This is a genomic window from Neomegalonema perideroedes DSM 15528 (genome assembly GCF_000374145.1).
GTDB classification, from domain to species: Bacteria; Pseudomonadota; Alphaproteobacteria; order Rhodobacterales; family Rhodobacteraceae; genus Neomegalonema; species Neomegalonema perideroedes.
Genome location: NZ_KB893665.1, coordinates 45,560 through 59,302, shown reverse-complemented (window position 1 = coordinate 59,302; position 13,743 = coordinate 45,560). Strand labels below are relative to the sequence as shown.

The 13,743-nt window shown below is 66.9% G+C and carries 10 protein-coding genes and 1 tRNA gene; 4 read left to right on the top strand and 7 right to left on the bottom strand.

All coding sequences use genetic code 11. The features are described from left to right. The first annotated feature begins 76 nt into the window (after nt 1-76). From xylF to B161_RS0115065, 4 genes are all read left to right on the top strand, one after another. Nucleotides 77-1,117, top strand: coding sequence for a D-xylose ABC transporter substrate-binding protein (gene xylF, locus B161_RS0115080; protein WP_026310474.1), 1,041 nt, complete (start codon nt 77-79; stop codon nt 1,115-1,117). 205 nt (nt 1,118-1,322) lie between these two features. Continuing rightward, the gene (locus B161_RS0115075) at nt 1,323-2,633 is read left to right on the top strand and encodes a sugar ABC transporter permease (RefSeq protein ID WP_026310473.1); all 1,311 of its coding nucleotides are present in this window, start codon (nt 1,323-1,325) and stop codon (nt 2,631-2,633) included. A 13-nt stretch (nt 2,634-2,646) separates the two neighbouring features. Then, complete coding sequence (locus tag B161_RS0115070) at nt 2,647-3,432, top strand: ATP-binding cassette domain-containing protein (RefSeq protein WP_018634276.1); 786 nt, start codon at nt 2,647-2,649, stop codon at nt 3,430-3,432. Between the two features lie 79 nt (nt 3,433-3,511). Next, the gene (locus B161_RS0115065) at nt 3,512-4,033 is read left to right on the top strand and encodes a hypothetical protein (protein WP_018634275.1); all 522 of its coding nucleotides are present in this window, start codon (nt 3,512-3,514) and stop codon (nt 4,031-4,033) included. 98 nt (nt 4,034-4,131) lie between these two features. Here B161_RS0115065 and B161_RS0115060 read toward each other — a convergent pair whose 3' ends face one another. The 7 genes from B161_RS0115060 to fdhE all read right to left on the bottom strand — a co-directional run bounded on the left by B161_RS0115060 (nt 4,132) and on the right by fdhE (nt 13,737). Then, on the bottom strand, nt 4,132-5,769 hold the full coding sequence (locus B161_RS0115060) for a fatty acid--CoA ligase (RefSeq protein ID WP_018634274.1): 1,638 nt from the start codon (nt 5,767-5,769) through the stop codon (nt 4,132-4,134). A gap of 213 nt (nt 5,770-5,982) precedes the next feature. Then, nucleotides 5,983-8,046, bottom strand: coding sequence for a putative bifunctional diguanylate cyclase/phosphodiesterase (locus B161_RS0115055; protein WP_018634273.1), 2,064 nt, complete (start codon nt 8,044-8,046; stop codon nt 5,983-5,985). Next, nucleotides 8,043-9,182 carry an ABC transporter substrate-binding protein gene (locus B161_RS0115050; protein WP_051085782.1) on the bottom strand — a complete coding sequence of 380 codons (1,140 nt, stop codon included), beginning with the start codon at nt 9,180-9,182 and terminating at the stop codon, nt 8,043-8,045. The genes B161_RS0115055 and B161_RS0115050 overlap by 4 nt, the downstream gene beginning before the upstream one ends. Before the next feature lie 262 nt (nt 9,183-9,444). After that, nucleotides 9,445-9,540: transfer RNA gene (locus B161_RS0115045), tRNA-Sec, on the bottom strand. A 5-nt stretch (nt 9,541-9,545) separates the two neighbouring features. Further along, nucleotides 9,546-11,450, bottom strand: coding sequence for a selenocysteine-specific translation elongation factor (gene selB / locus B161_RS0115040; protein ID WP_018634272.1), 1,905 nt, complete (start codon nt 11,448-11,450; stop codon nt 9,546-9,548). Continuing rightward, the gene (gene selA, locus B161_RS0115035; protein WP_018634271.1) at nt 11,447-12,823 is read right to left on the bottom strand and encodes an L-seryl-tRNA(Sec) selenium transferase; all 1,377 of its coding nucleotides are present in this window, start codon (nt 12,821-12,823) and stop codon (nt 11,447-11,449) included. The genes selB and selA overlap by 4 nt, the downstream gene beginning before the upstream one ends. Next, entirely contained in the window at nt 12,823-13,737 is a 915-nt protein-coding gene (fdhE, locus tag B161_RS0115030; protein WP_018634270.1) for a formate dehydrogenase accessory protein FdhE, read from the bottom strand. The genes selA and fdhE overlap by 1 nt, the downstream gene beginning before the upstream one ends. Nucleotides 13,738-13,743: the final 6 nt, after the last annotated feature.

The following is a 13,743-nucleotide window of genomic DNA, read 5'->3' as shown; positions in this document are numbered from 1 at the left end:
GCCGACGCCGCCTGAAGGGCGCGCGGGGCTTCGGGGAAACGCAAGCGCCTGTCGGCGCCGGGAGGAAGATTTCGTCATGAGAAAAACCGCCACCGCCCTTGCGGGCGCCGTCCTCGCCCTTTCCTTCGCCGCTCCGGCCCTCGCGGCGGGCAAGACCATCGGCGTCTCCTGGTCCAACTTCCAGGAAGAGCGCTGGAAGACCGACGAAGCCGCCATCAAGGCCGCCGTCGAAGCCGCCGGAGACACCTACATCTCCGCCGACGCCCAGTCTCAGCCGGGCAAGCAGCTCACCGACGTCGAGGCGCTGATCGCTCAGGGCGCGAACGCGCTGATCATCCTCGCGCAGGATTCGAGCGCCATCATTCCGGCGGTCGAGAAAGCCGTCGCCGAGGGCGTGCCGGTCGTGGCCTACGACCGCCTGATCGAGCATCCGGAAGCCTTCTACATCACCTTCGACAATCGCGAAGTGGGCCGGATGCAGGCGCGCGGCGTGTTCAAACATGCGGCGACCGGCAATTACGTCTTCATCAAGGGCAGCTCCACCGATCCGAACGCCGATTTCCTCTTCGCGGGCGCGATGGACGTGCTCGGCGAATCCATCGCGGCCGGGCATATCAAGAACGTCGGCGAGGCCTACACCGACGGCTGGCTGCCCGCCAACGCTCAGCGCAACATGGAGCAGTTCCTGACCGCCAACGACAATAAGGTCGACGCCGTGGTCGCCGCCAACGACGGCACCGCCGGCGGCGTGGTGGCGGCGCTTCAGGCTCAGGGTCTGGCGGGCTCGGTTCCGGTCTCGGGACAAGACGCCGACCATGCGGCTCTGAACCGCGTGGCGCTCGGAACTCAGACGGTTTCGATCTGGAAGGACTCGCGCGACCTCGGCAAGGCGGCGGCGGAGATCGCCGTTCGGCTCGCCGACGGAACCGCCCTCGACGCGGTGCCCAATGCGGTGAAGTTCAGCGGCGGCGCGGCGGGCGTCGAGCTGAATTCGATCTTCCTCAAGCCCGTGGCGATCACCCGCGAGAATCTCGGCGACATCATCGGCGCCGGATGGGTGAGCAAAGAGGTGGTCTGTCAGGGCGTGCCCGCCGGGACCGCTCCCGCCTGCGACTGATCTCCGGTTCGGCCTTCTGGATGTGAGACGCGCGGCCGGATCTGCTCAAGATCCGGCCGTTTTCAAATCGAAACGCGACGGAGCGCGCAGACGGCGCGTTTTCCGTTCATCCGGGAGCTTTCAGACGCTCCGGATTTTATTTGGCCGCGCAGTTCACCCAAAACATCTTGCGAATTTTTCGGATTGCGCTCTAGGGGAGGATGGGATGGATCAGGCAGAAGGTCGGGGGGCGGATCGTCCAAGCGCCTCCCGATTGAGCCCGGCGGCGCGCTTCTTCAAAGCCACGGAGATCGACACGCGCTTTCTCGGCATGATCGCCGCTTTGCTGATCATCTGGATCGGCTTCGACCTTTTATCCGGCGGACGTTTTCTGACGGCGCGCAATCTCTGGAATCTGTCGGTGCAGTCGGCTTCCGTGGCGATTCTGGCCACGGGCATGGTGCTGGTCATCGTCACGCGCAACATCGATTTGTCGGTGGGCTCGCTGCACGGCTTTCTGGCCATGGTCATGGGCGTGGCGCAGGCGCGCTATCTGCCGGAGATCCTCGGCTTCGGACATCCGGCGATCTGGCTCCTCACGCTGATGGCGGGGGTGCTGCTCGGGGCGCTGGTCGGGGGGCTGCAAGGCTTCCTCATCGCCTATCTGAGCATTCCGGCCTTCATCGTGACTCTGGGCGGCCTGCTCGTCTGGCGCGGGGCGGCCTGGTGGGTGACCTCGGGACAAACCGTCTCGCCGCTGGATTCGCGCTTCATCCTCATGGGCGGCGGTCCGCGCGGCGCGATAGGCGACACGGCGAGCTGGGTTTTGGCGCTGCTCGCCTGCGCCGCGATTTTGCTGCTTCAGGCCGGCTCCCGGCGCCGGAGGCGGCGTTTCGGCTTCCCCACGCGCCCCGTCTGGGCCGAGGCTCTGATGGCGGCGCTCGGCTGCGGGGCGATTCTGGGCGCGGCGGCGGTGGCCAACGCCTATTACTGGCCCGCCGGAACCGTGCGCCAATGGGCGGCGGCCAATAACGTGACGATCCCCGAAGGCGGCTTGCAGATCTCGCATGGAATCGCGATTCCGGTGCTGATCGCTCTGGCGGCGGGCGTGATCATGACCTTCGTGGCGCGGCGCACCCGCTTCGGACGCTACGTCTACGCCATCGGCGGCAATCCCGAGGCGGCGGAGCTGGCGGGCGTCAACACGCGCTGGGTGACGATGAAGATCTTCATCATCATGGGCGTGCTCTGCGCCATAGCCGGAGCGGTGGCCTCGGCGCGTCTGCAATCGGCGACCAATTCGCAAGGCACCCTCGACGAGCTTCTGACCATCGCCGCGGCGGTGATCGGCGGCACTTCGCTGGCGGGCGGCGCGGGCACCATCGCGGGCGCTTTGCTGGGGGCTTTGCTCATGCAGTCCTTGTCTTCGGGGATGATCCTGCTTGGGCTGGACGCGCCTTTGCAGAACGTGGTCGTGGGTCTGGTTCTGGTGGCGGCGGTCTGGCTGGACACGCTTTATAAGCGCCGCGCGGGCTGAGGGAGGAGCCGTCATGAACGCTCATGTGAAAGACCAGACTCCGCTCGTCGAGATGGAGGAGATTTCGATCTCCTTCGGCGGCGTCCACGCCGTGGAGCGCGCTTCCGTGGATCTTTATCCCGGCGAGGTGGTGGCCCTGCTCGGGCATAACGGCGCGGGGAAATCCACGCTGATCAAGATCCTCTCGGGCGCCTATCGCCGCGATTCCGGCGTGATCCGCATCCGGGGCGAAGAGGCCGCGATCCATAATCCCCGCGACGCCAAAGCCTATGGAATCGAGACGATTTATCAGACGCTCGCCCTCGCGGACAACGTGGACGCGGCGGCGAATCTCTATCTCGGGCGCGAATTGCTGACCCCTTGGGGCACGCTGGACGACGGCGCCATGGAGGCCAAGGCCCGCGAGGTCATGGGGCGGCTGAATCCGCGCTTCCAGCGCTTCAAGGATCCGGTCAAGGCGCTCTCGGGCGGCCAGAGGCAATCGGTGGCCATCGCGCGGGCGATCCTCTTCAACGCGCGGATCCTCATCATGGACGAGCCCACGGCGGCCCTCGGGCCGCAGGAGACGGCGCAGGTCGGCGAGCTGATCAAACAGCTCAAAAGCGAGGGCATCGGCGTCTTCCTCATCAGCCACGACATTCACGACGTCTTCCACCTCGCCGACCGCGTGACGGTGATGAAGAATGGTCAGGTCGTCGGCACGGGGCGGGTGGAGAACCTCACCAAAGACGAGGTTCTGGGGATGATCATCCTCGGGAAATGCCCGCCCGGCGCCACGCCCGGCCCCGGCGCGGCCTGAGCCTCGGAGAAGGGAGGGCGCGGCGGTTTGAAGCCGGGCCCTCCATGGGCTATCCTGCCGCTCCGGCGGAGGCGGGATCATGAAGACGGCGCGGCTTTCCTGGCATGAGGATTTTCCCGAGACGCCGATCAGCCCTTGGGCGGGCTGGCGGCGCGTCGGCTGGATCCGCGAGACCACTCCCGGAGGACAAATCCGCAGGCCGCGCTCCATTCCGCATCCCTTCGCGACGCAGCGCAGGCACTGGGCTTTGCTGGAGGTGAATTTCGCGGATGTGGATCTGTATTTCGCCACGCCTCAGGAGCTGGATCAGTTCCTCGCGGTCATGTCCCGCAATCCGCTGCCTTCCGGACGCGCGCTGGTCCCCTGGCATGGGCGCGGCCGTCCGAATCTGCATTGGCTCTCGCGGGCGCCCAAGGCGGCGAAATCTTGGAAGTTCCGCCGGGCGATCTGCGCCTGGCTGCCGGAGCAGGAGGCCGTGCGCGCCTTCCGGGCCTTTTATAAGGAGCGTCCCGTTCAGACCTATTTCGAGGGCGTCTTCAATTCGCCGCTTGCGGCGATGAGGGCGCCCCCGAGCGATTCGTCGTCCGGAGGCGGGCTTTAGAGCGCTTTCCAGCGAAGCTGACCAAGCTTCGCGTCGCGAAAGCGCGACAAAATAAAGACTTGGAGCGTTTGAACGACCCAATTCGGTCGGAAAACGCTCTAAGCGCCGTAGGTGGCGCGCATGAGCTTCTTATCCAGCTTGCCTACGCTGGTTTTGGGCAATTCCTCCACGAAGACGATGCGGTCCGGCGCGGCGTAGCGCGAGATCAATCCGCGCTCCGCGAAGCCGAGAAGATGGGCCTTCAGATCCGCCTCCGAGACCTCGGCGCCGGATTTCGCCACCACCACCGCCAAGGGCCGCTCGGTCCATTTGGGATCCGGCACCCCGATCACCGCCGCCTCGGCCAGCTTGCCGGATTTCAGCAGGATGTCCTCGACGTCCAGCGAGGAGATCCATTCGCCGCCGGTCTTGATGACGTCCTTCAGGCGGTCGGTGACCTTCACATAGCCATGTTCGTCGATGACGCCGATGTCGCCGGTGTGGAGCCAGCCGCCCGTCCAAAGCTTCTCCGAATTCTCCGGATCATGCAGATAGCCCTGCGTCAGCCAAGGCGCCCGCACGACGATCTCGCCCTGCGAGACTCCGTCATGCGGCAGGTCGTTCATTTCATCGTCCACGATCCGCAGATCCGCCAGACGCACCGGACGCCCCGTCTTGCAGCGGATCTCCGCCTGACGGTCGAGATCCCAGTCCATCCACTCGGGCTTGAGACGGCTGAGGGTGAGGATGGGGCAGGTCTCCGACATGCCGTAGCCGGTGAAGACGTCGATCCCGCGCTCCAGAGCCTCCTTCGCCAAGCTCTGCGGCAGAGAGGCCCCGCCGATGATCATCTTCAGCCGCGAAAGATCGACGCTCGCCGCGCGGGGATGCGCCAGCATCATGTTCAGGATGGTCGGGACGCCATGGGTGAAGGTGACCTTCTCCGTCTCGATCAGGTTCAGCAGCTTCTCCGGCAGCACGCGCCCCGGATAGACCTGACGCGCGCCGAGCATGGTGGCGATATAGGGGAAGCCCCAGGCGTGGACGTGGAACATCGGCGTGATGGGCATATACACGTCGTCGGCGTCGAAGCGGCCATGAGCCCCGCAGGAGATCTCGCCGCCCACGCCCAGCGTATGGGCCACAAGCTGCCGATGGCTGAAATAAACGCCCTTGGGCAGGCCCGTCGTGCCGGTGGTGTAGAAGGTGGTGGCGCGGGCGTCTTCATTGAGATCGGGGAAGACGAAATCCGGCGCGGCTCCGGCGAGCAGGCTTTCGTAATCGGTCGCCAGAGGCAGGGAGGTCGCCGGGGTCGCGGCGTCCTCGCGCAGCAGGACGAGCTTGGGCTTGCGCTCCACCCGATCCCAAATCTGTTCGAGAACGGGCAGGAATTCGACGTTGACGAGAATCACGTCGTCCACGGCGTGATTGATCGTATAGAGGATCTGCTCCGGCGAAAGACGGATGTTCACCGTATGCAGGACCGCGCCCATCATCGGAACCGCGAAGAAGGCTTCGAGATAGCGGTTGCTGTCCCAGTCCATCACCGCGACCGTGTCGCCGGGCTCCACGCCGAGTCCGCTCAGGCCCGAGGCGAGCCGCTTCACGCGGGCCTCAAGCTCGCGATAGGTCAGGCGCTTCTCGCCATAGGTCACGGTCTGATTGGGGGCGCGGCGGAGTCCGGTTTCGAGAATCCGCTTGATGAGCATGGAATAGCCGTAGGCCGAGGGCGAACGGATGATCGGATCTGGCGACAAGACGGCTCCTCCCGGCCCGGCGTGCGGGCGGCCTGCTGTTCTCATGAGCGCTTCGCCGAGGGGGCGGTCCTTCCGCGAGGATCCGACGCGCCGTCTCGGGATCGCTCAGAGGATGCAGAAGAAGGGCCGGAGGTCAATCCGCTTGAGGCGTTTTCTGACCTGCGGGCGCCGGTCCGCGATTGAAAACTGCGCCGACGGCCCGGAGATCAGGCTTCAGGACACCCGCGTCGCCGGATTGAGGAAGGCGGCCGTCTCGCGCTCCTGAATTTCGCGCATCAGAACCTCGATCTCCACCGGGCGCCCATAGCGGAAGCCCTGCGCCAGATGGACGCCATGCCGGGAGACGGCCTCCTCCTCCTCCGGGGTCTCCACGCCTTCGGCGATCACCTCCGCGCCGATGGCCTGAGCCAGCTGCGCCGCGACGCTCAGGATGGTCGCCACGGTGCGGTCGGTCGGGGCGCGCTTCACGAAGGAGCGGTCGATCTTGACCTTGTCGATGGGCAGCTGCGTCAGATAGGCCAGAGAGCTGTAGCCGGTGCCGAAGTCGTCCAGCGCCACCGAGCCGCCGACGGCGCGGTAATCGTCCAGAGCGCGGCAGGCGGCCTCCATGTTCACGATCAGCTGGCTTTCGGTGATCTCGATCACGATGGCGGAGGCCGAAAGCCCGCGGCTTTCGAGCTCGCGCTGCAGGGTCGTCCAGAATTCGGCCTGCACCACCTGTTGCGCGTTGACGTTCAGCGCGACGGGAATCGGCCGTCTGAATTCGGCCTGCAGCCGTTCGGCGGCGGCGCAGCATTGCAGGACCGCCAGACGCCCATGCTCGACCGAAAGCCCCATATCCTCGATGATGGGCATGAAGACGCCCGGCGAGACCAGACCGCGCTGCGGATGGCGCCAGCGGGCCAGAGCCTCCACGCCGACGACCTTGCCGCTGCGCAGATCGAGCTGAGTCTGAAAGAACATCTCGAATTGCCCCTCGGCGAGCGCTTGAGCCACGTTGCGCTCGATCTCGATGCGCGCGGTGGCGGCCTTGAGCAGATCGATGGTCAGCAAAGTGGTGCGTCCGCGCCCTTCATGCTTGGCCTGACGCAGGGCGAGATCCGACATGGCCACGACCATGTCGAAATCCTCAAGCGGCTGATCGGCGTAATAGACGCCGAGGGAGATCGTCACGTCATGGGCCATGACCCCGATGTGATATTCGCCGCTCACGGCCTGACGCAGCCGCTCGGCGAAGGCGTAGGCGCATCCGGAGGAGCCGACGTTGCGCTGAATGATCAGGAATTCGTCGCCGCCGAGTCGATAGGCCTCGGCCTCCTCGCTCATCTCGCGGGTCAGCCGGGCGACCATGTCGCAGAGCAGGGTGTCGCCGCCCTTATGTCCGAGCAGCTCGTTGACCGATTTGAACAGGTCGATGTCGATGAAGACGATGGAGACGCCGGTGGCGCCGCGCAATTCGGCGAAATGGGCCTGAGCCGCGCGCCGGTTCAACAGGCCCGTCAGATCGTCGCGTTCGGCGAGGTCGCGGAGGCGGTCGTTGGCGGCGCGGATCTTCGACAGCGAGCGGTCGTTGGCCTCCATGAACTGATTGAAGGCGCTGAACAGCTCGCCCACTTCGTCGAGCGAGCGCTCCGGCAGGCGCACGTTGCGCTCTCCCGCCAGAGAACGGGCGATGGCTCCGCGCAATTGAGCCAGCGGCTGCGCGATCAGGCGGCTGACCGCCAGCCAGACCGCCGTCACGATGGCCGCCGCCGAAGTGAGCATCAGCACCACCGCATGACGCTTCTCCCGCTCGAAAGCGGCGTGGACGGGCCCCATGCTGGCGAGGACCTCCACCCATCCGGCCTTATCGCTGACGAGGCCGTTCATATAGATCAGATCCGCCCGCCGGCGGATGGTCGGCGTCTGAGGCTCGACGGGCCGCCCGACCTCGCCGACGACGGAGCCGACGTCGTCATAGACCCGGATGGAGGCCACGGCCTCCTCGCGGAGCATGGCGTTCAAAACGCGGTCGAGCTCGTCATATTGCAGACGCCAGACCAGACCGCCGAGCAGCTCGACGCGGGCTTGCAGGAAATACTCCAGCTTTTCGTCGAATTGAGCTCTCGCCTTCTCGGAATTGCCGAAGGCGATGACGAAGCCGGCGCCCGCCTGCACCGCGCAGGTCAGCGCGATGACGACGATCAGAAGCTTGAGGATGACGCTGATCGGCTTGCGGCCGCAGGCTTGGGCGTTCTCCGTCTGCTGCGGCGTTTGCGCGGCGAAGCTTTCGCTCATCGGCCGCTCCGCCGGATGGCGCCGATCAAAGCCTCCCGCGAGAGGTCGTAAGCGCCGCAATCGGTTTGCGCGGTCAGGAATTTCGTGAAGTCGATCCGCTCCAGCGCGCCGCCCCGGAGGATCTTCAGAAGCTCGGGCTCGGTGGCCTTGTCGAGGGCGCTGGTCTCGAATCGCTCCAGCCGGGGGCTTTCGGGGCTGAGGAAGCCGCAGCCGTCGACCAGATCGCGCAGCATCACCATGACCCAGCCCCCCGCGAGGAAATGCCCGCCGTCGCTGAGCAGAAGCTCGTTCTTCTCGATGAGGTCCAGAGCCTCCGCCGACCAGTTCAGCCCGACGACGAAGACGTCCTCGCCCGGCTTGAGGCCGCTTTTCTTCAGCGCGTCTATGGCGCCCATGGCGATGGGGTCGTTCGCGGCCCAGACGCCTGCGGGCTTGATTCCCCGGGCGCGCATGAAGCCGAGATAGCGGCTGGCGAGGGTCTCGGCCTCGGCGCGGTTCCAATTGGCGTAGAGCAGGCGGTCGACGGTCACGTCGGGCCGGGTCGCGACGTAATCCAGCATGCCTTGCGTGCGCTGGGTCGAGACGATGGTGATCTCGTCTCCGGCCAGAGCCAGAAGATGCAGGGCGCCGTCCGCGTCGCGCAGTCCGGCGGCTTCGGCGGCGGCCACGAGCCGCTCCGCCATGCGCCAGCCCGCGGCCTTCATATCCGGCTCAAGCGCGCCGAGGAGATGCTCGGTCGGCCCATGGTCGCGCTCGACCCGGGCCAGCTCCTCGGGAGACAGCGGGCTGGAGATGAAGATGGTCGCGACGCCCGCCTGCTCCGCCGCCGCGAGGATGGGCGGAGCGGCGTTCTCTTCGTTCACCAGCACGAGGAAGTCCGGTTTTTCAGGCCGCGCGACGACGCTCAGGCCCAGATCGCGCATGGTCAGCTTATTGCGCTCGGACCACAGGACTTCGAGCTTAAGGTCGAGTTGATCGGCGGCGGTCTTCATGGTTTGGGCGACCAGCTCCCAAAAGACCTCGCCGCGCTTGCCGGGATTGATGAAGACCACGCTGCGCGCTTCCGCCAGAGCGGAGGCGGCGCTCAACAGGACCGCCGCGGAAGCGATGAGCAGACCCTTCAGATAACGGCGCATGGCGTGTCCTCCCAAGGCGTTTTCTTATATCGAATAGAATATATAGCAGGATTTGATAAATCGATTGCTATGGATTCCCAGTTTTGGGAGGGGCCATTTCGATATTCGATTCAAATTTTCACGGTTGATCTTAGGAGAATCTGAATTTTGATTTCTAAACGACTGAAGAAATCCGTCGGGAACCGAAGATCTGCATGCTGATGTCTTAGGGAAAGGCTCTCGACAAGGCGAAAAACGCTTTTGTTTACTCGCTTGAGAGTTGTGGCGGAAAGGAACGGGAGTCGAACCCGCCCGGGACGGGCTCGCCGCCCCAACCGGATTTGAAGTCCGGCCGCCCCACCGGGGACGCTTCCCTTCCACATCTCATTCGCCGAAGAGATCGGCGCGATGAGGATTTATGCGCCGCATGTCGCCCCGACGCAAGGTCAAGCCGAGGCGGTCGAAGAAATCGAGGATTTCAATCGCCACTTTGCGCCCGTTCCGCACCTGATCGCGGAAGGCCGGCGCCGTGAACCAGCCGTCGGCGCTCTCCTCCGCGAGGCGCCGGGCGATCCGCGCCATCTCCTGCGTGACCTCGCGGGCGAAGAAATGGTCATGGGCGATCTGATCCGCCCGCCCGAGCTTCTGGCTCAGCTTCAGCAGACGCCGGATCTCGCGCTCGTCGAGGCCGAATTCCTGAGCGAAGTCGCGGACCCGCGGCGGCCGGAAGCGGCCCTCGCCCAGAAGCTGCGGCAGAATGCGGGCGTACAGCGCCTCATCCTCGGGCGAGAGCCGCAGCTCATGGCCGGGCAGACGCAGAAAGGCGCCGTCCAAAACCACCCGTCCGGCGGCGGATTCGGCGCGCAGGAAGCTGAGGAAGGGGTCTTTCGGCAGGCGGGGCTTCAGCGCGAGGCGCATCTTCTCGCGGCCGACGCCCGCGACATCCGGGTTTTCGGCGTGGAAGGCCGCCAGAGATTCGCCCAAAGCTCCGCGCAAAGCCTCCAGCGCGGCGCCCGACAGCGCCAGCCCGCCGACAAGCTCCGCTCCGGCTCTGGCGAGGATCTCCGGCAAGGCGGCCTCGGGAAGGGCGCGGTCCCGCAGGAAAGCGGAGAGATCGACCGGAGCGACCGCCGCCAGCCCCGCCAGAGCCTCGGCGGGATCGCGGGCGCGGGAGGCCTCCAGCCAGGCGAGGCGCTCAGGGGTTCCGCGTTTGCGGGCCGGAGCGCGCAGATCGAGGAAGCGCCCGCCGCCGATGGTCCGGCTGGCCGAGACGTCGCGCAGGACGAAGCGGTCGCCGACGGCCGCCGCGATGGGGCGGTCCAGAACCAATTGCGCGAGGCTCCGCGCGCCGGGCCTGATCGGGCCTTGCAAAGGCACGATCCGCGCTCCGGTCTCGACGGCGTGGCTGTGGAGCCGCGCCGGAAACCAGACGTCCAGAGGCTTGGGCTCGGAGGGCAGGGCGTCCAGCTCGACGTCGATGCGGTCGGTCGGGGCGTGGAGCGCGGGCGCAAGGATCAGGTCGCCGCGGTGGATCGCGTCCTTGGTCACGCCCTCGCCCGCGAGGTTCAGGGCGCAGCGCTGGCCCGCCAGACCCTCGGAGGCCTTGCGGTTCTGGGCGTGGATTCCCCGCACCCGCGCAGGCAGGCCGAGCGGGCTGACGATCACGGAATCCTCAAGCGCCGCGCGGCCGCTCAGCACGATCCCCGTGACCACCGTTCCGACGCCCGCCAAGGTGAAGCTCCGGTCCACGGCGAAGCGGAAGAGCCCCGCCGCCTCGCGCGCCGTGGTCTCGGCCTCGGCGGCGGCGAGGGCTTTGCGCAGATCCTCCACGCCCTCGCCCGTTAGAGAGGAGACCGCCATGATCGGCGCTTCGCTCAGGCCGGTTCCGGCGAGGGCCTCGCGGATCTCCCCGGTCAGCTCCTCGCGCCGCTCCGGCCCGGCGAGGTCGGCCTTGGTCAGAGCCACGATTCCCCGCCGCACGCCGAGCAGATCGAGAATCGCCAGATGCTCGCGGGTTTGGGGCATCATTCCGTCGTCGGCGGCCACGACCAGCAAGGCCATGTCGATTCCGCCCGCCCCCGCGAGCATGGTGTGGATCAGCTTTTCATGTCCGGGCGCGTCCACGAATCCCGTGACGGCGCCGCCGCCCAGATCCGCATAGGCGAAGCCGAGCTCTATGGTGACGCCGCGCGCCTTCTCCTCGGCCAGACGGTCGCCGTCGACGCCGGTCAGAGCCTTCACCAGCGCCGTCTTGCCATGGTCGATATGGCCCGCCGTCCCGACGATCATAGCGCCTCCAGAGCCTCCAGAAGATCCGCGTCCCGCTCCAGACAGCGCAGATCGAGGATCAGCGCCCCGTCGTGGATATGGCCGATGATCGGGCGCGGCAGACGCCGCAGAAGCGCCGCGAGGCGGTCGGGGGCGTCGCCGCCTCTCCCCGTCAAACGCAGGCCCGCGCTCGGGATCGCGTCGGTGGGCGAGGCGCCGGAGCCGATCTGACTGGCGCAATCGGCCGCCCGCGCCCCATAGCCCAGACCCGCCAGCAGCCCCCCGACCTGCGGCGCCAGCCGCTCCGCCTGAGCCCGGATCTCCGCCTGAGGCCGCGCCAGAAACCGCAGAGTCGGGAGGCGTCGGGTCAGGCGCTCCGGGTCGCGATAGAGCCGCAAGGTGGCCTCTAAGGCCGCGATGCGGATCTTGTCGAGCCGCACCGCCCGCTTCAGAGGATTCTTGTTGATCGCCGCGATGAGATCCTTGCGCCCGAGAATGAAGCCCGCCTGCGGCCCGCCTAAGAGCTTATCGCCGGAGAAGGTCACGAGATCCGCGCCCTCGGCCACGGCTTCGGCCACGGTGGGCTCGCGGCGCAGGCCGTAGATCGAGAGATCCGCCAGAGAGCCCGAGCCCAGATCGTTGAGCAGCGGAACCCCCGCCCTGCGGGCGATCTCGGCCAGCCTCGGCGCCTCCACTTCGGCGGTGAAGCCCTCGATGCGGTAATTGGAGGTGTGGACCTTGAGGATCAGCCCTGTCTCCGGCGTGATCGCGTCTTCGTAATCGCGGGGATGGGTGCGGTTGGTCGTCCCGACCTCGACCAGTCTGACCCCGGCGCGGGCCATGATGTCGGGCATGCGGAAGGCGCCGCCGATCTCGATCAGCTCGCCCCGCGAGACGATCGCCTCGCGGCCTTGGCCCAGAGCGTTCAGCGCGATCAGCACGGCGGCGGCGTTGTTGTTGACGACGGCGGCGTCCTCGGCGCCGGTCAGCTCGCGCAGAAGGCCGCGCAGATGGTCGTCGCGCTGGCCGCGCCCGCCGCTTTCGAGGTCGAACTCCAGAGCCAGCGGATTGCGCATGGCCGCCAGAGCCGCCTTCGCCGCCTCCTCCGCGAGGATCGCCCGCCCGAGATTCGTATGCAGCACCGTGCCGGTCAGATTCAGCGCCGGACGCAGAGCCGAGCGCGCCGCCGCCCCGAGATCCGCCGCCAGAAGCTCCGGCAGCCCCGCCGCCAGAGCCGCCCCGTCCGCGCCGTCGCGGATCGCCGCGCGCATGGCGTCGAGCCTTGCGCGCAAGGCCGCGAGGGTCGGCGTCCGGCCATGAGCCTCGGCCAGCGCCCGCCCGGCCTCCGAGGAAAGGAACTGATCCGCCGAAGGCAGCGCCCGAAATCCTGACATCAGTATCCCGCGAGATAGGGATTGAAGCCGCCGCGCGTCGCGCCGGAATCCTTCATGAGGATGTCCAGCCCGAGGCTGCCCACGTCGTCGGCGATGGGGTCGAGGCTCGGATTCTTCACCTGATAGAGGATCTTCACCCATGAGCCGCATTCGGCGCAGGATTCCGCCTTCACCGTGGCCTCATGGGTGGCGGCGGAGCGATAGGCGAGGCCCTTGGTCGAGCCGCAGCAGAGGCATTTCACCCGCACTTCGTTCCAGCGCGTGGCGCAGCAGGCGCAGGCGGCGTAACGCAGATTGTCGATCTCCTGACCCCCCGTCACCGAGGAGGTGGCCGGGCGTCCGCCGCAGGAGGGGCAGATTCCCACGCCGACCGGGATCAGGGCCTTGGGATCCAGAGCGGCCGCCAGACGCGCCATATGGATCTGAACCGCCGCCGCCGCGAAGAGATGCGGCGCGGCCGCGCCCTCGGGAATCTGGTCTGAAAGGATGTTGGAGAGCAGCCAGCGGCGATCCTCCTCGTCGGCGGCCCAAACCGCGCTCAGCGCCTGACGCGCGGATTCGGGCATCTCCAGATCGGCGGCGGCCGCGATCAGGGCGACGAAGGTCGCGACGAGGGTCGGATCCTCCGCCAGAGACGCGCGCTCGACGGGCGGCATGGAGAATTCGCGGGCCTGCCTGGCCTTCTCAGGCGCAATCGGCGGGACCGGCGGCAGACTCGCGAGAAGCTTCGCCTGAAGCGCGGTCAGATCGGCGAGGAAGGTCAGATAAGGCGCGAGATTCGCGTCATGCCGCGCGAGGAAGGCGAAGCGCTTCGCCCGCGTCTCGAAGAGCTTCGCCGGATCGGGAAGCAGAACGAAAGGCGGCTCCGGCACGCCGCCGATCATCGAGGGATCCGCTTGCGGGGTCTTCGTCATGGGGCC

Coding starts and splice junctions, on each gene's coding strand:
- xylF (WP_026310474.1), top strand. CDS start 77: ATGAGAAAAACCGCCACCGCCCTTGCGGGCGCCGTCCTCGCCCTTTCC.
- B161_RS0115075 (WP_026310473.1), top strand. CDS start 1,323: ATGGATCAGGCAGAAGGTCGGGGGGCGGATCGTCCAAGCGCCTCCCGA.
- B161_RS0115070 (WP_018634276.1), top strand. CDS start 2,647: ATGAACGCTCATGTGAAAGACCAGACTCCGCTCGTCGAGATGGAGGAG.
- B161_RS0115065 (WP_018634275.1), top strand. CDS start 3,512: ATGAAGACGGCGCGGCTTTCCTGGCATGAGGATTTTCCCGAGACGCCG.
- B161_RS0115055 (WP_018634273.1), bottom strand. CDS start 8,046: ATGAGCGAAAGCTTCGCCGCGCAAACGCCGCAGCAGACGGAGAACGCC.
- B161_RS0115050 (WP_051085782.1), bottom strand. CDS start 9,182: ATGCGCCGTTATCTGAAGGGTCTGCTCATCGCTTCCGCGGCGGTCCTG.
- selB (WP_018634272.1), bottom strand. CDS start 11,450: ATGATCGTCGGGACGGCGGGCCATATCGACCATGGCAAGACGGCGCTG.
- selA (WP_018634271.1), bottom strand. CDS start 12,823: ATGTCAGGATTTCGGGCGCTGCCTTCGGCGGATCAGTTCCTTTCCTCG.
- fdhE (WP_018634270.1), bottom strand. CDS start 13,737: ATGACGAAGACCCCGCAAGCGGATCCCTCGATGATCGGCGGCGTGCCG.